Below are 21,475 nucleotides of genomic sequence, written 5' to 3' on the forward strand. Positions count from 1 at the left end.
CGGCCACGTCAGGCCGGCGGGACCAACAGATCGCGGAGCGGGATCGGCCCGTGCGCGCTCACACCGGTCACCCGGGTCACGCGGGCGTCGTCGGCGACGAACTCGCCGCGGCGCGGATCGTATTGGCGCGCGGCGACAACCGGCCGGGGTGCCGACACCGGATCGGACGCAGGCCCCACGACGGGGGCCGTCGGCAGTCGTGGAGCACGCCCGCCCGCGAGTTGCCGACACAGTGTCACCGTCGCGGCCCGGTATCCGGGGTACTCGAGGCAGGGGAGGTTACGGGCACCGCGTAGCGACCGCGGATCGCTCGGGTCGACCTTGCAGTACAGGTTCTTGGGGGCCGGTGCCGGTGACAGGTCCGCCGGCGACCGTCGCTGGGACGGGTCGAGGAAGCCGGTGATGCAGGGCGGCGGGTCGTTGAGTCCGGCCGCGGCGAAGAACGTGTTCTGACCGGGATCGTCGGCGTTGACCAACCCGGTTCCCTGGGTGGCGGCGATCAGCGGCGGATAGAGGACGAGCACCTGCTCCAACGCCGGGTTGTAGACGGCGAGAACCTGTTCGACGGTGGTCAGGTTGGCCAGGAGGATGCCCACGGTGGGGGCGACGTCGTCGAAGAGTGCGGTGGCCTCCGACGCCGCTCCCGGCGCCCTGGCCAGCACACCGCGCAGTGCTGCGTCCGAACCGGCGAGCGACCCGGTCACCCGGGCCAGCGATGCCGCCCAGGCACCGATGGCGTCGGCGCTGTCGACCTGACTGTCGAGAACCGGACCCAACCGGTCGATCACCGTGGCGGTCGGGGTGATCGTGTCCGCCGCCTCGGCCATGATGTCGCTGACGGAATCGACCAACGACCGCAGAGCTGGCCCCTGTCCGTTCAGGGCCGTGAAACTCTCGTCGATGACGACACGGAGATTCGTCGCATCGACCGACGCGAGCAGCGACTGCACCTGCGCCACCGCGTCGGAGACCGGTGTCGGCAGGCGCACCCGGTCGGCGCCGATCACCGCACCGTCGGTCAGGTCGCGGTGCGGATCCGCCCCGCTGCGCGGATCGAGGGCCACGTACATCTCCCCCACCGCCGACATCGGCGCGATCGTCGCGTCGAGGTCGGCGGCGATGTGGGCGTCGGACGAGATCGACAGCCGAGCACGGGCACCGGTGTCGGTGGCCTCCACGGCGGTGACCCGTCCGACGACGCTGCCGCGGTAGGTGACGTTGGCGTTGGGATAGAGACCGCCCGCCGAGGTCATGTCGACGGTCACCGCGTAGCGGCCGATCCCCGCCTGCTGCGGCAGTTGCGCGTAGAGAACGCCGACGACCGCGACGGCGATCACCGAGATCACCGCGAAGACGACGAGCTTCCACCGGATCGTCCGGGTCAGGTTCACGGTGTGCCTCCCGGCGACGGACCGACCGCCGGTCGGGGTGTCAGCAGATCGGTCAGACCGGGCGCCGGGCGCGACGAGGAGGCCGGCGCCGCACGCCCGACGATGCCCTCGACCCCGGAGAGCATCCCCTGCAGCGGGGTACCGAGCAGCAGCGCGTTGTCGAGCGTCTTGAGTCGGAGATCGAGGGTGACCTCGCCGTTGGCATAGTCACCGCGGACGGCGTTGGCGTAGGTGTCGATGGGGAACGGATAGGTCAGCAGGTACCGCGTCGACTCGGTCAACGACTTCCCCGAGTCGGCGAGAGAACCGAGAATCGGTGGCAGCGCGGCGAGATCGGCACGCAACGCCGAACCCGACGCCGTGACGATCGACGTCGCCGTGCGGGAGAGGGCACCGAGCGAGTCCAGGGCACGGGTCAGATCGACGCGTCGCGTGGCCAGCACCGACAGCGCCGGTCGCAGCGACTCGATCGCGTCGGCGAGCGTCTCCCGCTGGGCGGCGACCCGGGTCGTCAGGTCGTCGAGACCCTCGATGGCCCGGGTGATCTGGGCGCGTTGTCCGTCGAGATCGCCGAGGAGGGTGTCGAGACGACCGATCACCGACCGCGCCGCCGATTCCCGCCCGCCGAGCGCGGCGTTCACCTCGCGGGTGATGTCCTGGATCTGGTCGATCCCGCCCCCGCCGAGCACCATCGACACCGTCGCGAGGGTCTGTTCGGTGGTCGGGTACGCACCCGCGTGGGCGAGGTCGATGGTGTCGCCGGCTCGCAACGACCCGTGCGCCGCCTGCCCGGACGGCACGCCGAGTTCGATGTGCGCCGACCCGAGCAGGGTGGTCTGTCCGATGGTCGCGGTCGCATTGGCCGGCACCCGGGTGTGCGCGTCGAGCGACACCGTCACCAGCGCGTGCGAACCCTGCACCTGGAGATCGGCGACGCGTCCGACCTCGACGTCGTCGACGAGGACCTGCGAGTTCCGTTGCAGCGTCACCACGTCGGGCATCTGGATCCGTACCTCCCAGGCGCCGTCACCGCGGCCGTGTGTGCCCGGTAGCGCGATCGAGTTGATCCCCTGCCATCCACACGCCGACGCGGTGCACGCCAGGACCAGCGCGAGGGCGGCGACGACGGGCGACCGACGCCGGAGTCCGCGGGCCGCCATCATCGACCACCCTGTGGCACCAGCATCGACGGCAGGTCGGGTGTGGACGGCGTGGCACCCTTTCTCGCCGAGGGGGTTCCGGGCCGCAGCGACGGTTCGCTGTAGACGAGTTGGTCGGGTAGCGCGCCGACGCCACGGGTGGGATTGAACGCGATCGGCGGGTAGTCCGCGGTGAGCAGCGACAGCAGTGGACCGAGATACCGGACGCACAGCGAGGCACCGCGTTCGGCGCTGCTCTGTTGGGCGGCCGCGATCGCCGAACACACGAACTGCACCGGGTTGGCGAAGTTGCTCAGCGCCAACGCCGAGGTGATCGAGTTGTGCGCGGGTTGGTAGATGTTGTTCAGGTTCGCCAGTGCGGTGGGCGTGACGTGCAGCACCTGGGCGAGATCGTCACGGTGTGAGGCCAGTTCGCCGGCCACCAGGTTCAGGTTCTTCAGCGCGTCGGACAGGCCGGGCCGGTTGTCCTTCACGAAGGAGCGCACCTCACCCAGTGACACGTCGAGATCGCCCAGTGCCGAACCGATGTCGTCACGGTTGCGGTCGAGGACCGCGGTGACCGACGCCATCCGTCGGTTGAAGGAGACGATCTGCTGGTCGCTGTCGGACAGTGCCTCGACGAACACCGCGAGGTTCCGGACGACACCGAACAGGTCGGTGCGGCCGTCGGAGATCGTGCGCAGCGCGGCGGAGAGGGATCCGAGGGTCGAGTTCAGCGCGCCGCCCTGTCCGCGCAGGTTGGCGGCGGCGGAGTCGACGAGTGCACCGACGGCACCCCTGGTCTCGCCGTTGCGGGGTGCCAGTGCTTTCGACACGCGTTCGAGTTGCGCGGTCACCTCGTTCCACTCGACCGGGACCGCGGTGCGTGCGATGGGGACGACCGCGCCGTCGGTCATCCGCGCCCCACTCGTCCATGCCGGGGTGAACTGGACGAACCGACCGGACACCAGCGACTGGTTGAGCACCACGGCGGTCGCCTCGGCGGGGACGGGTCGTGCGCGGTCGAGCCGCAGCACCACCTCGGCGTGGTCGACCCGCGGGTGCACCTCCGACACCTCACCGATCCGAACACCCACCACGCGGACGTCGTCGCCGACGTAGAGCCCGGTGGCCGAAGCGAGTTCGACTCGCACCGAGTAGGTCGTCAGTCGTGGGACCACGGCATAGGACACCACCGCCGCGAGCGCGACGATCGCGGCGAGAATCGCCCATGTGCGACGAGCTGTCATCGTCCGCCCTGTCGTCCGGGGGTCGGGAGACCCTGCCGTGCCATCGCATCGCGGATGAACGGCTCGATGATCTGGCCCGGGATCAGGTTGGTGATGTACGAGCTGAAGAACGGCCCGCTCGCCACCGCCTCACCGAGTTCGGTGACGTAGGGGCCGAGGTCGGCCAGCGCCTTGCCGATGTTGTCGCGGTTGTCCCGCAACACCCCCAGCACGGAATTGACCCGGGTCAGGGTCGGGGTGAGCTGGGCTCGGTTGTCCCGCACGAGATCGGTGAGGCTGCGCGCGAGCGCGGAGACGTTCGCGAACAGGGTCTCCACCGTCTGGCGCCGGCGATCGAGCTCGCCGAGTATCTCGTCGGCGGCCAGGACGAGTGTGTTGATCTGCTCGCTCCGCAGGGCCAGGACCCCGGTCACCCGCCGGGCCCGGTCGAGCAGGGACCGGAGATCGGCGTCGCGGGCGGCGACGGTCTGCGACAGGCGTCCGACACCGTCGACCGCCGAACGCAGGTCGTCCGGGGTCTGCGACAACGTGAGGTCCAGGGCGCGGAAGGAGTCGGCGAGCTGATCGGTGTCAGTCGCGGCGGTGCTGCGCGCGAGGTCACCGAGGATGGTCGACAGGTCGTACGGCGACGTCGTCCGCGCCAACGGGATCTCGCTCCCCGCCCGCAACGCGCCGCCACCCTCGCTGGTCAGCCGCAGGTTGCGGGTGCCCAGGACGGTCGCCGTCGCGATGGAGGCGCGGGTGGACTCACCCAGGCTCGGGTTGCCGGAGACGGTGAACGCGATCTCGACGTGGGCGCCGTCGAGATCGATCGACCGCACCCGTCCGCTGGCGACACCCGCGACCTCCACCTCGGCGCCCACCTGCAGGCCGCCCGCATCGGCGAACTGTGCGGTGTACTCGCGTTCCGACGACAGGAACGGCAGGGTGGCGACGTTGCCTGCGGCGACGGCGACCAGGACGGTGACGATCAGTCCGACCGCACCGGTGCGTACGGTGTCGACGCGGTCGTATCGGTTCATCATCGCGGCGCGCACCTCCCGTGGTCCTGGCCGATGAGCGGTGTCGTGAGGTCGTTGCCGTCGGGTCCGGTGAGCTTCAGTCGGATGCCGCACAGGTAGTAGTTGAAGAAGTTCCCGTAGGCGCCGAGTCGGGTGAGTGCGGTGTAGGTGTCGGGCAGTCGTCCCAGCACGCTGTTCACCGTGTCGCGTCCGGCGTCGAGTTGGGTTGCGGTGCGCCGTAGTTCGCCGATGGTGTCCCGGACGGGGTCGCGGGTGTCTCCCAGGAGGTCGGCGAGTGAGCCCGCAGCCGTGTCGATGCGGGTCAGTGCCGTCCCCACGGTCGCGGAGTCCGCGGCGAGGCCGGCGGCGAGCTGCGAGGCCGACGACAAGGCCTGCGAGAAGTCGTCACGGTGATCGTCGAGGGTCCCCAACACCGCGTTGAGGTTGGTGATGAGACCACCGATCACCTGATCGCGGTCGGCGAGGGACGAGGTGAGCGACGCGGTGCGCGCGAGCAGTGAGGCGACGGTGCCGCCCTGGCCCTGCAGGACCGCCAACACCTCCGAGGACAGTTGGTTGACCTGGTCGGGGGCGACCGCACGCAACAGCGGACGGAAGCTGCCGAGGAGCAGGTCGAGATCGAGGGCGGGCGTCGTCTGCCGCAGCGGGATCGTGCCGCCCGCCGGCAGGGGTGTGGGAGCACCCGGACCGTCGAGCAGCTCGAGATACCGGTCGCCGGTGAGATTGAGGTAGCGGACCATGGCGCGGGTCCCACGAGTCGGTCGGTAGGAGTCGTCGACCCCGAGATCGACACGCACACGGTTCTTCCCGGTGATCCGAACACCCGAGACCGAGCCGACCTCGACCCCGGCGACGGTGACCCGGTCGCCCGATCGCAGCCCGGACACGTCGGAGAACTCGGCGTGGATTCCGCGGGTGCTGGTGAACCGTACGTCACCGAACACCACGAACAGACCGCCGAGGACAAGGGTCGTGACCGTCACGAACACACCGAGCCGCAGCCACCGCCACCGCGTCATCATCGCCGACCCGCCCAGTCACTGCCCAGGAGCAGCTGCAGGATCGGACCGTTGACCAGGCGCGGGGACGTCGGCCGGTCGGCGTACGGGTTCGCGCCGGTGTCGGCCACGACGTACGGCGCCGGGATGTCGCCGGCACCGAGCCGCGGCAGGGCCCCGCAGCGTGGTCCTCCCCCGGCCGAGACCTTCGGCAGGTTGCCGGGGTAGGTGTACGGCGCGGCACCCAGGACGATGGTCGAGTTGAGCAACATGGTCGAACCGTTTCCGCCACTGACCTTCTCGGCGTTCTCCGAGGCGAGGTCGGCGCCCTTGAGGAAGCAGCTGAACTCCGGCGAGTATCGCGCCAGGAGTTCCGCGGTGGGTTGCAGCAACTGGATGGCCGAGACCAGCGCACCCGAGTTCGGTGAGAGCACGCGGTTGCCGCTGTCGCCGAGGCCGATCGCCGACATCAGCACCGCGTCGAGATCGCCGGATCGTTCGTCGAGGGTGCGGGCGGTCGGCGTGAGGTTGCGCAGCGACGCCATGAGGTCGTCGGCCGAGCCGGCGTAGATCTCCGCGGTCGTCGCCCCCGACCGCAGGTCCCGGTTCAGCGCGGGCAGTCGTGCGTTCACCGACCGGACCACCGCGTCGGTGTCGTCGATCGCGGCACCGAGCCGTGCGCCGTTGCCCCGCAACGCCCCGGCCAGCGCGCCGAGCACGGAGTTCAGCTTGGCGGGCTCCACGGCGCCGAGAACCCGCGTGAGCGACTCGAAGACGGTGTCGACCTCGACGCTCACGGAATCGGCGTCGATCGTCTGGCCACGGGTCAGTCCCCGGGCCCGGGTGACGGGAGGATCGGTCAGCGCAACGGCTTTCGCGCCGAAGACCGTCGGTGAGGAGATGTCGACCCCGGTGTCGACGGGGACCGAGCGCGCGGCGTCGGCGGCCACCGCGATCCTCACGACGGCGCCGTCACCGGTGTCGGCGACGGAGGTGACGCGACCGACGGCCACCCCGTGGCGCGTGACGAGCGAGCCGGGACTCATGGCGAGTCCCGCGCGAGGGGTGTGGACCGACACGGTGACGGTGTCGGCGAGATCGCCGCGGAACGAGGCGACGGTGACGTAGCCGACGGCGACGAGGAGACATGCCGCGGCGAGGGCGCATGCCCTAGTGATCAGGGTGTCGGAGACCCTGGTTCTCGAGGTCGTGGCGGTGGTCATGGCGTCATCAGGCGAGACGCAGTTGACGTGCACTGCCGTACAGGGCGAGCGCGATGACGAGGGTGACCGTGACGACCGCGAGCAGCGACAGCCGCACCGCACGCCCGGTGGCCATGCCGACCCCCTCGGGTCCGCCGGTGGCGTGGAACCCGTAGTAGGTGTGGATGATCATGACGATCGCGGCCATCACCAGTGCCTGCAGGAACGACCACATCACGTCGGTCGGGATGAGGAACGTCGCGAAGTAGTGGTCGTAGACGCCGGGCGACTGGCCCATCACGACGACGGTCACCACCCGGCTGGCGAGGAACGACGTGATGAGGCCCAATGCGTAGAGCGGGATGATCGTCACCATCCCGGCGACGATGCGGGTGCCCACGAGGTAGGGCACCGACGAGATGGCCATCACCTCCAGGGCGTCGATCTCTTCGCTGATCCGCATCGCACCGAGTTGGGCGGTGGTGCCGGCGCCGATGGTCGCGGCGAGACCCACGCCCGCGGTGACCGGGACGACGACACGGACGTTGACGTAGGCGGCGAGGAACCCGGTGAGCGCGTCGACGCCGACGTCGCCGAGTGTGCTGAACCCCTGTACGGCGACCGTCGCGCCGGCGAAGAGGGTGAGGAACCCGATGATGACGACGGTGCCGCCGATCATCGCGAGAACCCCTGTCCCGAGGCTCAGTTCGGAGATGATGCGCAGGGTCTCGACGCGGTGGCGGCGGACGGCGCGCCCGGTCGAGGCGACCGACACCACGGTGAACCGCGCGAGCGCGCCGAACCGGTCGATCGAATCCCCCACGCGTCGTAGCTGTGTGGTCATCATGCGTGCGGACGGCCGCTGTGCGAGCGTCACAGCACCGTCCCGCCGAGGGCGACGCCGATCGCGGTGAGGACGAGATTGAGGACGAACAGGGCGGCGAAGGCGAACACCACGGTCTCGTTGACCGCGTTGCCGACGCCCTTGGGGCCACCCGACACCGAGAGTCCGCGGTAGCAGGCGATGAGCGCCGCCACCAGACCGAACAGAGCGGCCTTCACCTCCGACAGCACCAGCTCGGGGAGCCCGACCAGCAGCGTGACCCCCGACGCATAAGCACCGGCCCCCACGTGTTGGACGTAGACGGAGAAGACGAACCCGCCGACGATGCCGATCGCGCAGACGGTTCCGTTGAGCAGCACCGCGACCACCGTCGAGGCGAGCACGCGAGGCACCACGAGGCGGGCGACGGGATCGATGCCGAGCACCTCCATCGCGTCGATCTCCTCGCAAATGGTCCGTGACCCGAGATCGGCGGTCATCGCGGTCGCCCCGGCACCGGCGACGACGAGAACGGTGACGAGCGGGCCGATCTGGGTGATCGCGCCGAACCCGGCTCCCGCACCGGCGAGGTCCTTCGCACCGATCTCGCCCAGCAGCGAGTTGAGGGTGAACACCACGAGGACTGTGAACGGGATGGACATGAGGATGGTGGGGATCAGCGACACCCGCACGAGGAACAGCGCCTGCGCACCGAACTCGTCGACCTGCACCGGTCGCCGGAAGATCGCCCTCGCGGTGTCGGCCGACAGGGCGTAGAACTCTCCGATCGCACCGAAGGCGCCCCGTGTCGCCGCCACGACCGACGTCGAGGATGCGGCCATCAGGCCCTCACGCGGTAGCGCAGCATCATGTCGTGGTCCTCGTGGTCGAGGATGTGGCAGTGCCACACGTAGCCCTGCAAGGTGGACGGGTGCATGTGCGGTCCGGAGGCGGGATGCATGCCGTCATGCATCGAGTGGTCGGATGGTGGGGTCACCGATGGTGCCGGCGCGGAGGGCATCTCGGCCGGCGTGGTGCCGGGAGCCATGGGGGCCGGCGGCGCGGACACGGGTGCCGCGGGCGAACGCCCGCCCGTGGTGTCGAGGGTGCCCGCGGGGGGGTCGGCGGCGAAGGTGGCGTCGGGGTCGAAGCCGAGTTCGTCGGCGGTCGGGAAGCGGACCACCACCTGGGTGACCGTCCCGCCGTCGGTGCGCACGGTGTCCTTCCAGCCGGCCTCCCACGGTGCGGGGCCCTGACTCGGCCCTGCGTGGAACCTGTCGGGGGCCGGCGCCCAACGGGTACCGATCGCCGGTTGTGGATGGGCGGCCTGGTATTCCACGGTGCGCAGGGGTCGCCGCCCGAGGATGCGGAAGGTGACGAGATGTATGTGGATGGGGTGCGGATCCGGGGTGACGTTGATGATGTTCCAGATCTCGGTGGCCCCTGTCTCGGCATCTCCATCTGCGGGTCCGAGTAGCGGAGATTGTTGAGCGACATGATCGCCGGCGGCAGTCGCAGCGCGTAGGGCTGGCTGACCGTCACGTTGCGCACCGACGTGGCGGTGGCGAGGGGCGGCAACACATCCGGCAGCCCGGGACGGCCACGGAGTCGGCTCGGCACCCGCCCACGGAAACCCGTGCGGGGCGACGCCACGAACCGTCCGAAGACCGGCATCCGGACCTCACCGAGCATCGCCGCCTGGAACGGCGGGTCCTCGCGGTTGCAGAGGTCGACGGTGGCGCCGGGGCGGAGACCGGAGAAGTCGACGAGGACGTCGTACCGCTCCCCCGGCGCGATGCGGAACGAGCGCACGCGGACCGGCGCGTCGAGCACCCCGCCCTCGTTGCCGATGACCCACATCGGCGTGGCGTCCGAGAGGTGCAGGGTCCACACGCTGTACGACCCGGCGTTGAGGATCCGGAACCGGTACAGCCCGCGGTCGACGGTGATCTTCGGCCACACGGTCCCGTTGATCATGCCGACGTCGCCGACGGCCCCGCCCTCCCAACGGCCCTGTGGCACCACCGGTGTCGAGCGCAGGCTCATGTGGCCGTCGGCGGTGAAGATCTTCTCCTGCAGGATCAGCGGGAGCTCGTACTCGCCGGACGGGAGCCCGAGCCGGTTCGAGGCGTCGCCGGTGTCGTGGTCGTCGCGCAGGAGGAAGTTGCCCGCGAGTCCGGCGTAGACGTTCGTGCGGGTGATGCCCATCGAATGGTCGTGATACCAGAGGTGTCCGGCCTCCTGCCGGTTCGGATAGTGGTGCACGGCGGTTCCGACCCGCGGCATCAGCAGCCGTTCGGGGTTGCCGTCGCTGTCGGGTGCGGTGACCGCGCCGTGCAGATGCAGGCTGTTCGGCGGGCGGTCCCGGTAGCTCTCGCTGACGCCGTGCAGCGTGGTGTCGATGTCGGCGGCGAACGGGTGGCGCAGGAGTTCGTTGCGGTACCTGAAGGTGGTCGGCTCGCCGACCCTGCCGTCGATGGTGGCGCCGAGATAGGGCATGTCGGAGTAGCCGAACGACGGCACCGACGGCAGGTCACGGTGCATGCGCGCCCTCCCGGATCGAGCGGTCACCGACAGGTCGCCGACCCCGGATCGCACCGGCGGCGGGACCATCTCGTCGACGAACTTCGCCAGCGGCGGTGAGTGGAAGATCGTGGGCAGCGGGAACGGGTACGCCGGCGGATAGTCGGGACGGGCAGCTGCTCGTGGCGCGAGTCCTCCGACGGCGGCGAGGCCACCGATGGCCGCGGTCGTCCGAAACAGCTTCCGCCGACTGATCTCCTGTGACACCGAACCCTCATCTCGTCGATCCGAACTCGATTGACAGTACCATTCGGTATGGTCTGGTTCGTGACGTATCGAGAACTCTTCCGTGACCTTCGACGATCCCGCCGACGTGCCCGCCGGTGGCTGGTGTTGCTCCCGATCGCGGTCGTCGTCGTCGTGTCGAGCCCGTCGGGGTACGGTCCGGCGGCCGCCCGCCCGTCGTCGTGCGACCGCCCGGTGGTCCTCGTCGGCGAGGTCGCCTCCGACACCGCATCCCTGGCGGGCCTGCGCCGTGATCTCGACCGAGCCGGTATGTGCGCGACCGTCCTCGACTACGGGAGAACGCCTCTCGCAACAGATCTCGCACGCGCCGGCGGGCTGCGGTTGAACGGCCTGACGTCACTGGAGGACTCGGGCCGCGAGCTGGTGGGCCTCCTGCGGTCGGCGAGTCCCGACCGACCACTGACCGTCGTCGCGCACGGCGGTGGCGCGCTCGCCGTGCAGTACGCGCTGACCCACGGCGTCCCCACCGGACGCGTGGCCCGGCTCATCACCCTCGGACCCCTCTGGAACGGCACCGGGGTCGCCGGGCTGGCCGACATCGAACAGATCAGTCGCCGCCTCGGAACCTACGACACCGTCCTGCGACTCGAACGACCCATCGTCGACCCGATCTGTGCGAGCTGCCGACAACTCGTCACCGGATCGGACTTCCTCGTCGCGATGCGACGCGCCGCGTTCCCCACCCCCGGCGTGTCCTACGTCGACATCGTCTCCCGCTCCGACGGTCTCGCCGGCGACCCCCGCACCTCCACCGCACCGGGGTCGCGGGTCGTCGTGCTGCAGTCGATCGACCCGCGGGCGAACGTCGATCATTTCCGTCTCCCGGCCGATACGCTGGTGCGATCGCTCGTCGTCGACAACACGCGCGGGTGAACCACCGACGTGACCGCGACCGAAAGCGAGAGACGTGACCACCGCTCCGTCGACAGGGCGCAAGAGCCCGCGGCTCAGCGCCGACGACTGGATCGCGGCCGCTTTCGACCTGCTGACCGAAGAAGGTGTCGCGGCGGTCAAGGTCGTCACCCTCTGTAAGCGGTTGCGGGTGACCAAGGGCAGCTTCTACTGGCATTTCGCCGACATCAACGGATTGTTCGAGGCCATGTCGGCGGCCTGGACCGCCGAGTCCGACGCCTATCTGCGCGGTCTCACCGAACTCGGCGCCGCACCGCCCGCCGAACGCATCGAACAGATGACGCGACGCCTCGTCGACCACCAGACCTGGGCGCGGGAATCGGCCGTACGCGAATGGGCCCGCACCCACCCGGTCGTCGCCGACGCGGTCGCGCAACTCGACAACCGGATCTTCGAGGTCGTGCAGCAGACCCTCACCGAACTCGGACTGACCCCCGAGGACGCCCGTATCCGCGCGGGACTCCTCGTCTACGCCGGCATCGGCTTCGTCGAGAGCAGGGGAAGTCTTCCCACCCCCACCCCCGAGGACATCCACAAGATGATCGAGGTCATCTTCACCTGACCCGCGCCACCCTCTCCCTACGTCAGACGGGTGATCTCCACTGTGACAACCCTTTCGGTGGCGATCACGCCCGTACCCCGGCCCCTACGCCAGACGGGTGATCTCCACCACGACATCGAGGTCGGTGGCACCTCCACCGGTGTAGATCCCCTTGAGCGGCGGCACATCCGAGTAGTCGCGACCGATTCCCACCGACACGTGCTGCTCGTTGATCGGGACGTCGTTGGTCGGGTCGTACCCCCACCACGCGCCGGTCCATGCCTCGATCCACGCGTGGCTCTGCCCCTCCACGACGTCGTCGATCTCCGCGTCACGGTTCGGGTGCAGGTACCCCGAGACGTAGCGGGCGGGGATGCCCAGGCTGCGCAACATCAGCAGCGTCAGGTGCGCGTAGTCCTGGCACACACCCTTGCGCTCACTCCAGGCGTCGACCGCGCTGGTGTGCACGCCGGTTGTGCCGGGTACGTACTGCATCTCGGCGTTCACCCAGCTGCAGATCGCGACCACCGCCGCCTCGGGATCGAGTCCCTTGGCGAGCTTGCGGGCCGTCGTGGCGAGCGGACGGTTGCGCGGGACGTAGTCGGTCTTGCCCAACACCTCGTCGAAGCGGTCGATCACGTACTCCGACTTGAGGTCGTCCCAGTCGGTCTGCTCGGACTCGTTCGGGCGCTGACCGGCCTCGGTCTCGACCACCGACGACCCCGACACCTCCAGCTCCTCGTGCGGCGCATGGAGATCGAACGCCGTCACCGCGGTACCCCAGTAGTCGGTGTAGCGGTAGGAACGGGTGGCCGGGACGGTCTCGACGCGGTTGACGATGACGTTCTGTCGGTTGTCGCTGCGCGGGGTCAACCGCGCCTCGTTGTACGACGACGTCACCGGCGCGTTGTAGGCGAATCCGGTGGAATGGACGACCCGCAGACGCCAGCTCACAGTTCACTCTCCTCGATGAAGTGCTCCTCGGCGGAGCTCGCGCGCACGTCGGCCCACGCCACATAGGGCGAGACGTGGAAATACTGCAGCGTGACAGCCTCGTTCAGGTCGCGGCACGCCTCCTGCAGGGCCAGCAGTCGATCCTGGAGGTCGTCGAGCAACAGGCCCGGCTGCATGAACTCCAGTGAGCTGCGGGCACGTCCGAGGACGCGCTGGGCCTCCGCGCGCGCACCCACACGACTGTTCGGCCGGTTGTCGAGTTCCATCAACGACTGCTCGGCGAGCGTGATCGCATGGAACACCGACCGCGGGAAAAGCCGGTCCAGCAACATGAACTCGACCACGCGACTCGCGTCGAGAGCGCCGCGATAGGTGCGCAGATACGTGTCGTGTGCCCCGGCGGACCGCAGGACCGTGACCCACGCCGGCGAACCCGACCGGTCCCCCGCTCGCGACAGCAGCATCCGGACGGTCATGTCGACCCGCTCCACGGAGCGACCGAGGAGCAGGTAGCGGTACCCGTCGTCGCGGCTGAGCGTCGCGTCCGCGAGCCCGGCGAACATCGCCGCACGGTTCTTCACGTACGAGAGGAACTCGTACGGACCGAGTTTGCGTGCCGAGCGCTCGGCCTCCGACAGCCCGTTGTAGGTGGTGTTGAGGCACTCCCACATCTCGCTGGAGGTGACCTCGCGTGCGCCGCGGGCGTTCTCGCGTCCGGCGGCGATGCAGTCGACGATCGAGCCGTGGCCCTTCTTGTCGTAGGCCACCCGCTCGGTCAGCGACCACACGTCGAGCTCGACGTCGTCGTCAGGAGCCTCCATGCCCAACACCTGCAGCACCAGCCGACAGGTGCGGTCGGGGTTGACCGTGGCGTCCTCGAGCAGCTGGTGCACGGCCACGTCGAGGATGCGCGCGGTGTCGTCGGCACGCTCCACGTATCGGCCGATCCAGTACAGCGACTCGGCATTGCGCGCCAACATCATTCGGTGACCCCCTGCGAACGGAAACGGGTCTGCGACCGGCCCTGTTGCTGTTGCTGTTGTTGCTGTTCCATCGGATTGGCCGTGGCCTCGGGACCCTGCTCGGTCTGCTGTGCGGGCGGGAGGTCCTTGCCGCTCACCAGTTCGTCGCCGCCGAGTTCACGTTCGGACTCCGACGCACGCGACGCGAGCACCCAGGTGTCCTTCGATCCACCACCCTGGCTCGAGTTCACCACCAGCGACCCCTCCGGCAGCGCGACACGCGTCAACCCGCCGGGCAGGACCCACACCGACTCACCGTCGTTGACCGCGAACGGCCGCAGGTCCACGTGGCGCGGCTGCAGCCGGTCACCGATCTTGGTCGGCACGGTCGACAACTGCACCACCGGCTGCGCGATCCAGCCGCGCGGATCGGCCCGCACCTTGCGGGCCAGCACGTCGAGTTCATCGCGGGTGGCGTCGGGTCCGAACACGATGCCGTAACCACCCGAACCCTCAACGGGTTTCACGACGAGTTCGTCGATGCGGTCGAGGACCTCCTCGCGCTCGTCGTCGAGCCAGCACCGCAGCGTGTCGACGTTGCCGAGGCTGGGCTTCTCGCCCAGGTAGTACTCGATGATCTCCGGGACGTAGGTGTAGACCAGCTTGTCGTCGCCGACGCCGTTGCCCACCGCGCTCGAGATCACCACGTTGCCCGCGCGTGCGGCGTTGAGCAGTCCCGCCACCCCCAGCATGGAGTCGGGCCGGAACTGCATGGGGTCGAGGAAATCGTCGTCGATGCGTCGGTAGATGACGTCGACGCGCTGCTCGCCCTGGGTCGTGCGCATGTAGACGACGTTGTCGCGGCAGAACAGGTCGCGACCCTCGACGAGTTCGACACCCATCTGCCGGGCGAGCAGCGAGTGTTCGAAATAGGCCGAGTTCGCGACACCGGGTGTCAGCACCACCACGTTGGGATCGGCCTCGTTGAACGCCGCCGAGGCACGCAGCGCCTTGAGCAACTGGCTCGAGTAGTCCGCGACGGCCCGCACCCGATGACTCGAGAACAGGTCGGGGAACACGCGTGCCATGGTGCGGCGGTTCTCCATCACATAGGAGACGCCCGACGGCGACCGCAGATTGTCCTCGAGCACACGGAAATCGCCCTGCTCGTCGCGGATCAGGTCGATCCCGGCGACGTGGATCCGGACACCGTTGGGGGGCTTGATGCCGACGGCCTGCCGGTGGAAGTGCTCACACGAGGTGACCAGGCGCTTGGGGACGACACCGTCGCGCAGGATCTCCTGCTCGCCGTAGATGTCGTCGAGGAACATCTCCAACGCCTTCACGCGCTGGGTGATACCCCGCTCCAGCTTCGCCCACTCGGCGGCCGAGATGACCCGTGGCACAACGTCCAACGGGAACGGCCGCTCCTGGCCCGAGAGCGAGAACGTGATGCCCTGATCGACGAACGCACGCCCGAGGGCGTCGACACGGTTGTTCAGGTCGGCGCGGTCCGACGGCGCGAGCGCCTTGTGGATCCCCTTGTAGGGCGTGCGCACTTCGCTGTTCGCGTCGAACATCTCGTCGAAGGCGTTCTCGTAGGGGCCCTTGGCGTAGCCCGAGAAGATGCCCGTCGCACCGCCTGCGGTCTTCGCACCCGACTTCTCGATGCGACCGTTCTTCGGGCCGACCGATCGACGCGCCGCCGGGGCGCTGCTCGGCTTGCGGTCGGGGGCGGCGATCTTGCCGGCCTTGGCGGGCGACGCCTTCCTCGCGCCGCCGGACGCCGATGCCTTGGTGGGACGCTGTCGTCCGTCCGAGGACCGTGTGTCGGTGTTCTCGGAGGAGGTTCCGGGGCTCATAACCAACCATGTTGCCCCACATGGGCCGACTCGGCAGGAGGTTGCCGTGCGCGCAGGGTCGCGTCGCAGGTGAACACGCTGTTCGCGGCGCCGTCACCGGGCGCGGCGGCGCAGCGCGAGGGCCGCGGCCCGTCGCCGACCACCGCGGACCACCGATCCCACGCGGGAGCGCATCCGACGCCGCTGCGCGGGCATCGGCATCGTCGCGAGGATCCGTGCCAGCGCTGCGGCCGCCACCTCGAGGGTCTCCTCCGGTGTCGGTTCACCCGTCGCGCCGGTGTCGGTGGTGGGGACGACCCGGAGATCGCCGGTGTCACCGACGATGTCGAATCCGGCATCGTCGACGGCCGCGATCATCGCCTCGGATCGTTCCGCCGCCCATCGCGACTGGTCGGCGGTGAGGGTCCGGCCGTGGCGGTCGACACTGTCGAACAGGATGTCGCCGATGAGGTGTCGTTTGACGGCCCACTCGTACCGGTCCCATGCGACGGTGTCGGGTTGCAGGTGGGCGTTGAGTCGGCGCAGCAGTTCCACCTGCGCCGGGGTGAGGGCGGCATTGCTCGGCGGCACCGGGACGTCGAGGTCCGCGCCGTCCACCCCGAGAACCGAGGTGAACCGGTCCCACAGCGACGGCGTCGGGCCGGACCCGGATCGCGGCACCGTGACGAGATGGACCCGTTCGGCCGGCAGTCCGTCACCCCATGTGCGCAGGATGCGCACGAAATCCTGGAACTCCCAGAACGGTTCCTGCTCGTCGATCGGGTCGTGGCGCAGCGATCCGATGAACTCGTCGAGAGTGCTGGTGTGCTGGTTCTTGACGTTCTCCTGCCACACCGACGGCAGCTGTCGGGCGAGATCACGCACGGTCGCGACGACGTGGACGTCGGCGAAGTCGAGATCGGCGAGAAGCCTCCGCACCTGCTCGGACGTGGCCGTCGAGAACAGCTCGTGCGATACCAGCGACGTCCCCGGCCAGGCCCGCATCTGGGCGACCATGCGGCCCCAGGCGTCGGCGTGCGCCGGGTCGACCCAGTCAAGGTAGCGCTCCGGCTGCAGGTGCACCGCGGCGTGGAAGTGATCGCTCATCTCCACCCCGGGGTAGAGCAGACCACCGACCCGCAGGGCGGTGTCGCGGTTGCGCCACAGTCGGTCCTGCAGATAGGTCGTGCCCGTCTTGGGCAGACCCACATGGATGACGACGGTGGGACGGCTCATCGGGGCGCGACCCACAGGGTCCGCACGGCGTGGTCACCCGACACGGCGAAAGCGGTCGAACCCCGGGAAAAGGACATTGCCCTCGACTGTATCGGACACTCCGGGCCCCTCCCGGGGGCTGCGCGGACGCCTCGCGGATTTGGGTGGTCACGCAGCGTGCGGTAAAGTCCATCGCTGGTGCTCACGACGTGTCCGGCTGGTCCGGAGAGGTCGGCGAGAGCAGGTGAGGGATCACCACATTCTTCGCAGTACGACACAGAGTTTTCCGTAACTGATGCGCATCCCGTGGGGCGCCGCATCGAAGATCAAGAGGTAGTGACGCGTGGCAAACATCAAGTCGCAGGTGAAGCGCAACAAGACCAACGAGGTCGCCCGTCGGCGTAACCAGTCGGTCCGGTCGGCGCTGCGTACCGCGCTCCGGAACTTCCGCGCGGCCGTCGACGCCGGCGAGAAGGACAAGGCGACCGAGCTGCTCGCCGCCACCGGCCGCCAGCTCGACAAGGCCGCCAGCAAGGGCGTCATCCACGCCAACCAGGCCGCCAACAAGAAGTCGGCCATGGCGCTCTCGCTCAACAAGCTCTGACGCGCCGCGGCGCACCCTCGTCGGGTGCGTCGTCGGTGGGTACGACCCCGGATGGTGCAGTCCGACCGTCCGGGGTTTTTCGTGTCCGGACGGCGGGGTGACACCTAGCGGCGGGCTCCCGACGGCTTGAGCTCGGCCACCTCGACGACCGCGCGCTGCAACGCATAGTCGGCGTTGGCGGCCTGACCCTTCACGTCGCCGTTGAGGGTCGCCACCACCGACATCGCCCTCGCGATCGACGGCGCGTCCCAGGCCTGGGCCTGCGACTGCACCTTCCGCACCCGCCACGGGGGCATGCCGAGCTCGGCTGCGGCGGAGTTCGCGTCGCGACCGCCCACGCTCTTCACCCGGGCGATGCCGTGCACGGCCTCCGCCAGTGCATCGGCGAGCAACACATGCGGGACACCGTGATGGCCGGCCCACGCCAACGCCTCCAGGGCGCCGGCACGATCGCCGGTGACCGCGCAGTCCGCGATCTCGAACCCCGTGACCTCCGGACGACCCGAGTAATAAGTGGCGACGGCGGCGGCGTCGACCTTGCCGCCGGTGTCGGACACCAGCTGACTGCAGGCGGCGGCGAGCTCACGGAGATCGGCGCGAACGGCCTCGACGACCTGAGTGACTACGTCGCCCGAGACCCGCACCCCGTGGGAGGCGAACTCCTTCTTCACGAAGTCGATGCGGTCGCCGACGCGGGTCGAGCCCACGCAGTCATGGGTGCGAGCTCCGGCCTTGCGCAGCGCCGCGACCATCGACTTCGCCCGGCCACCACCGGAGTGCACCACCACCAGGGTGATGCCGTCGGGGAGCTCTTCGGCCGCCGAGGTGACCGCCGCGGCGGGTTCCTTGCCGGCGTCGCCGGCCGCCTCGACCACCACCATCCGCTCATCGGCGAACAACGACGGGCTCAGCAGCTCGGCCAGTTCGTGTTCGCTGACGTCACCCGCGCGCACGCGGGTCACCGGGAGGTCGGCACCCCCGGCCGCGGCGATCGCCTCGGCGCGGACGGCGGCCGTCGCGCGTTCGACCAGGAAGTCGTCGTCGCCCAGCAGCAGGTGCAGTCGGTCGCTCACGCCGGTCATGCTGCCAGACCGCTGCGACACGAGACGAACAGCGGACAGGAGACCATCGACGCTCTCCCGGCGGCGACCCCCGTGCCGACCGCGAGACCGCGCGGGCGACGGACCGCACCGCCAGCACGACGACCAGGACGACCACGGCCGCCAGGGCGGCTCCCCCGACACCGTCGGGCACTGCGATCGTCGCACCGGGGACGTGCGCGGCGACGTCGGCGACCCGGACCATCCACCACAGCGACGGCTCGCACAGACGGATCAGTACCGCCGCGGCGACGGTCGACACCCCGGCCACCGCCGCGGCGAGGGACCCCAGGACGGTGATGAGCGGAACCGCCGGGGCGACAGCGATGTTGGCGAGCACGCCGACCGGCCCGATCGAGCCGGCGATCATCACCACCAGCGGGATGGTGACGATCTGCGCGGCCACGGCGACCGCGAGGGATTCGGCCACCACGCGGGGACATCCGCGGTCGCACAACCAGGTTCGTATCGGCGGTGCGAGCGCGATCAGGCCCGCGGTGGCCGCCACCGACAGCGCGAAGCCGGGATCGACGGCCATCGCGGGCCAGATGATCAGAACGCCCAGGACCGCCACGGCGAGGGCGGGCACCGCGGCGGTCCGTCGCTCGGCGACGAGCGCGATCAGGCCGACGAGCCCCATCAACGCCGCACGCACCACACTCGGCGACGGACGCACCACCACGACGAAGCATCCGAGCACCGCCATCGTGAGGAACGCCGCCGGAATCCGCGGCGTGCCGCACACTCGCAACACGAGCAACACCGCACCGGCGATGATCGCGAAGTTCGCACCCGACACGGCGAGAAGGTGAGTCAGGCCCGCGGTCCGGAACTCGTCGGCTACCTCGTCGGGCATGCCCTCGGTGTCCCCCACCGCGAGACCGGGCAGCAGTCCCGATTCGGCGGCGGGCAGCTGCCGTCGGGCGAGGCTCGCCAGTCGCGTGCGGACCCCGGTGGCCCAGATCTGATGTCGTGGAGGCGGGGCCACGGCCTTCGGTGGCGTCGTGGTGCGCAACGCAGCGGCGGTGAGGTCGGACCGGAACGGACGGTCGACCGCGACGACGGCAACCGCCCGCTGGCCCGGGACCAGATCGGCCCATCCGTCCTGCGGTGCGGTCAGCGTCGCGGCGACCGGGGCGTCGCCCGAACGCACCGGCGCCGCCCGCACCGCGATCCTCACCCGGGGTGGCCCCGGGCCACGCAGGGTGCGGGCATCGTCGACGACGGTCATCACGGCGGTCACTTTGTGGCCGAGGAGTTCTGGTGCGGCCAGGGGACTCGCCGCGACATACGCCGCGCGGATCGCGATCGCCGTCCCGAATCCGGCGGTGATGCCCGCGGTGGCGACGAGGACCAGCACCACCTCCGCCACCGCCGGTCGCAGACCGCCGCGGCGGACCGCCATCGCGCCCACCCCCGCGACGATCCCACAGACTGCGGCGACCGACCCGGTCACGACGGGTGCGGCGACGACGCCGATCACCGTGACGGCCCAGCACCCAACCGCCGGGGCGATCAACCGGAGGTCGGTGACCGAGGGTGCGGCCTCCGGCGACGACGAGCGGTCGGAGTCGGTCGTCACCCCGCGCCGACGGTGACACGGTCGCGCAGCTTGGCCAGACGCCCCGGCCCGATGCCGTCGACCTCGGCGAGCTGGTCGACGGAGGTGAATCGCCCGTTGCGCGTACGCCATTCGATGATCGCGGCCGCGGTGACCGGCCCGACGCCGGGCAGGGTGTCCAGGGCCGCCTCGTCGGCGGTGTTGAGGTCCACGGTTCCCGCCGACCCCGATGCGCCCGACCCGGCCGCGCCCACGGACGGCGCCGTTCCCGCCGTGGCCGTCGGCGGCCGATCACCGGGCGTCGCGGGTGACGACGCACCACCGCCCGACACCACCGCACTGCGCAGCCGCGTGCCGCCCGACGGGTCGGCGAACCCGACGAGGATCTGGTCTCCGTCGCGTACCGGTTGCGCCATGTTCAGGCTCAGGAGGTCGGCTCCCGGGCGACCACCACCGGCCGCGGCGATGGCGTCGGCGATCCGCGCGGTCGTCGACAGGTGGACCAGGCCCGGTGTCCGCACGAGACCGACGACACTCACCACCATGGCCGCACCCCCGCCGGCGGGTGCCTCCGACGACGGGGGTCCCGTTGCGCGCGAGGGGTTCGCAGCGGTGACTCCCGCGGTGGCGCGATCGGACGGTGCCGCCGCACCCGCACTCGACGGGAACGCGACGACCGTCGGGACGTCGTCCGACGACCCCGACACGACGGTGTAGACGGTGACCACGCACGCGAGCACGCCGACCACCACGAGCGCGACCGCCGCCGGCGGTGCCATCAGCAGCCCCCGGCGACGCCGACCTCGAGGACGGGATCGTGGTGTGGCAAGCGATGTGTCGGCGTCGGGGTCCGCGGCCGGGTCGAGCCACCGCGGCGTCGCCGGCTGATCCCAGCGGGGTGACGGCGCGCGATCGGGCGTGTCGAACTCGCCATCGGGCTGCCGCGTCAGGTCGTCGGGTCCGAGCGGCCAGTCGGTGACGCGATCGGGGTCGTCGAGGTCGAGATCGGGGCCCGACACCACGTCGTCACCCAACCTCGCCCACGGCGCGGCGGGAGACTGCAGGCGCGCGAGACCATCGCCGCCACGCGGAGACCGGGAGCTGAGTGCCATGGCACGACGCTAGGACCAC

18 protein-coding genes and 1 pseudogene are annotated in these 21,475 nt (G+C 70.0%); 3 read left to right on the forward strand and 16 right to left on the reverse strand.

Features of this window, described 5'->3' with window-relative positions; genetic code table 11:
• Window positions 1-8: 8 nt before the first annotated feature.
• From TU34_RS12840 to TU34_RS24630, 9 genes and pseudogenes are all read right to left on the reverse strand, one after another.
• Window positions 9-1,391, reverse strand: a complete 1,383-nt coding sequence (locus TU34_RS12840; RefSeq protein WP_045823193.1) for an MCE family protein — start codon at window positions 1,389-1,391, stop codon at window positions 9-11.
• Window positions 1,388-2,554 (reverse strand): MCE family protein, encoded by a 1,167-nt coding sequence (locus TU34_RS12845; RefSeq protein WP_238981278.1) that lies wholly within the window; start codon window positions 2,552-2,554, stop codon window positions 1,388-1,390. The genes TU34_RS12840 and TU34_RS12845 overlap by 4 nt, the downstream gene beginning before the upstream one ends.
• On the reverse strand, window positions 2,551-3,780 hold the full coding sequence (locus tag TU34_RS12850) for an MCE family protein (RefSeq protein ID WP_045823195.1): 1,230 nt from the start codon (window positions 3,778-3,780) through the stop codon (window positions 2,551-2,553). Before TU34_RS12850 ends, TU34_RS12845 begins: the two co-directional genes overlap by 4 nt.
• On the reverse strand, window positions 3,777-4,805 hold the full coding sequence (locus TU34_RS12855) for an MCE family protein (RefSeq protein ID WP_052688914.1): 1,029 nt from the start codon (window positions 4,803-4,805) through the stop codon (window positions 3,777-3,779). The genes TU34_RS12850 and TU34_RS12855 overlap by 4 nt, the downstream gene beginning before the upstream one ends.
• Window positions 4,802-5,824 (reverse strand): MCE family protein, encoded by a 1,023-nt coding sequence (locus TU34_RS12860; RefSeq protein WP_045823196.1) that lies wholly within the window; start codon window positions 5,822-5,824, stop codon window positions 4,802-4,804. Before TU34_RS12860 ends, TU34_RS12855 begins: the two co-directional genes overlap by 4 nt.
• A complete protein-coding gene (locus tag TU34_RS12865; RefSeq protein WP_052688915.1) occupies window positions 5,821-7,023 on the reverse strand; it encodes an MCE family protein in 1,203 nt (400 codons plus the stop codon). The genes TU34_RS12860 and TU34_RS12865 overlap by 4 nt, the downstream gene beginning before the upstream one ends.
• 7 nt (window positions 7,024-7,030) lie before the next feature.
• On the reverse strand, window positions 7,031-7,849 hold the full coding sequence (locus TU34_RS12870; protein ID WP_045823355.1) for an MlaE family ABC transporter permease: 819 nt from the start codon (window positions 7,847-7,849) through the stop codon (window positions 7,031-7,033).
• 26 nt (window positions 7,850-7,875) lie between these two features.
• Window positions 7,876-8,667, reverse strand: coding sequence for an MlaE family ABC transporter permease (locus TU34_RS12875; protein WP_045823197.1), 792 nt, complete (start codon window positions 8,665-8,667; stop codon window positions 7,876-7,878).
• A pseudogene (locus TU34_RS24630) lies at window positions 8,667-10,615 on the reverse strand (multicopper oxidase family protein). Before TU34_RS24630 ends, TU34_RS12875 begins: the two are co-directional and overlap by 1 nt.
• Window positions 10,616-10,675: 60 nt before the next feature.
• Here TU34_RS24630 and TU34_RS22360 point away from each other — a divergent pair.
• Window positions 10,676-11,527, forward strand: coding sequence for an esterase/lipase family protein (locus tag TU34_RS22360; RefSeq protein ID WP_150116513.1), 852 nt, complete (start codon window positions 10,676-10,678; stop codon window positions 11,525-11,527).
• Window positions 11,528-11,561: 34 nt separating this feature from the next.
• The gene (locus TU34_RS12890; RefSeq protein WP_045823198.1) at window positions 11,562-12,128 is read left to right on the forward strand and encodes a TetR/AcrR family transcriptional regulator; all 567 of its coding nucleotides are present in this window, start codon (window positions 11,562-11,564) and stop codon (window positions 12,126-12,128) included.
• An 84-nt stretch (window positions 12,129-12,212) separates the two neighbouring features.
• On the opposite strand, the gene TU34_RS12895 is transcribed toward TU34_RS12890, so the two are convergent.
• The 4 genes from TU34_RS12895 to TU34_RS12910 form a co-directional block, all read right to left on the reverse strand.
• Window positions 12,213-13,061, reverse strand: a complete 849-nt coding sequence (locus TU34_RS12895) for a transglutaminase family protein (RefSeq protein WP_045823199.1) — start codon at window positions 13,059-13,061, stop codon at window positions 12,213-12,215.
• A complete protein-coding gene (locus TU34_RS12900; protein WP_045823200.1) occupies window positions 13,058-14,044 on the reverse strand; it encodes an alpha-E domain-containing protein in 987 nt (328 codons plus the stop codon). Before TU34_RS12900 ends, TU34_RS12895 begins: the two co-directional genes overlap by 4 nt.
• Window positions 14,041-15,885, reverse strand: a complete 1,845-nt coding sequence (locus tag TU34_RS12905; protein WP_045823201.1) for a circularly permuted type 2 ATP-grasp protein — start codon at window positions 15,883-15,885, stop codon at window positions 14,041-14,043. The genes TU34_RS12900 and TU34_RS12905 overlap by 4 nt, the downstream gene beginning before the upstream one ends.
• Before the next feature lie 93 nt (window positions 15,886-15,978).
• The gene (locus TU34_RS12910; RefSeq protein ID WP_045823357.1) at window positions 15,979-17,100 is read right to left on the reverse strand and encodes a hypothetical protein; all 1,122 of its coding nucleotides are present in this window, start codon (window positions 17,098-17,100) and stop codon (window positions 15,979-15,981) included.
• A gap of 322 nt (window positions 17,101-17,422) precedes the next feature.
• On the opposite strand from TU34_RS12910, the gene rpsT reads away from it, so the two are divergent.
• Entirely contained in the window at window positions 17,423-17,683 is a 261-nt protein-coding gene (gene rpsT / locus TU34_RS12915) for a 30S ribosomal protein S20 (protein ID WP_045823202.1), read from the forward strand.
• Window positions 17,684-17,787: 104 nt separating this feature from the next.
• Here rpsT and holA read toward each other — a convergent pair whose 3' ends face one another.
• Genes holA through TU34_RS12930 form a run of 3 tightly spaced genes read right to left on the reverse strand, consistent with a single transcriptional unit; the run spans window position 17,788 to window position 21,456 of the window.
• Complete coding sequence (holA, locus tag TU34_RS12920; RefSeq protein WP_238981297.1) at window positions 17,788-18,738, reverse strand: DNA polymerase III subunit delta; 951 nt, start codon at window positions 18,736-18,738, stop codon at window positions 17,788-17,790.
• The gene (locus TU34_RS24330; protein ID WP_082080225.1) at window positions 18,623-20,365 is read right to left on the reverse strand and encodes a ComEC/Rec2 family competence protein; all 1,743 of its coding nucleotides are present in this window, start codon (window positions 20,363-20,365) and stop codon (window positions 18,623-18,625) included. Before TU34_RS24330 ends, holA begins: the two co-directional genes overlap by 116 nt.
• The gene (locus TU34_RS12930) at window positions 20,362-21,456 is read right to left on the reverse strand and encodes a ComEA family DNA-binding protein (protein ID WP_082080227.1); all 1,095 of its coding nucleotides are present in this window, start codon (window positions 21,454-21,456) and stop codon (window positions 20,362-20,364) included. Before TU34_RS12930 ends, TU34_RS24330 begins: the two co-directional genes overlap by 4 nt.
• Between the last annotated feature and the right edge of the window lie 19 nt (window positions 21,457-21,475).

It is taken from the genome of Williamsia herbipolensis, from assembly GCF_000964005.1.
Taxonomy (GTDB): Bacteria; Actinomycetota; Actinomycetes; order Mycobacteriales; family Mycobacteriaceae; genus Williamsia_A; species Williamsia_A herbipolensis.